The following is a 262-nucleotide window of genomic DNA, read 5'->3' as shown; positions in this document are numbered from 1 at the left end:
GGCCGGCGCCAAGGTCGGCACCGGTTCCCCGCGCCGGGCCGCCCAGCTGCGTGCCGCCCGCCCCGACCTGGACGTGGTGGATATCCGCGGCAACGTGGACACCCGCCTGGGACGGGTCAAGGGGCTCACGGGCGAAGAAAGGCACGAGGGAAAGCACGCAGATCTCGACGCCGTGGTGCTCGCCGCGGCCGGGCTGGCACGGCTGGGGCGCACCGAGCACGTCACGGAGCTGCTGGATCCGTCGGTCATGCTGCCGGCCCCC

Annotated in this window: 1 pseudogene; it reads left to right on the top strand. The window is 74.4% G+C overall.

Annotated features, from left to right (window positions below):
• A pseudogene (locus AC5RUJ_RS19080) lies at nucleotides 1–262 on the top strand (hydroxymethylbilane synthase); the annotation flags it as partial.

This window comes from Arthrobacter sp. Y3223164 (assembly GCF_059091005.1).
The sequence above is the reverse complement of the archived record's forward strand: the minus strand, read 5'-3'. Positions and strand labels throughout refer to the sequence as shown.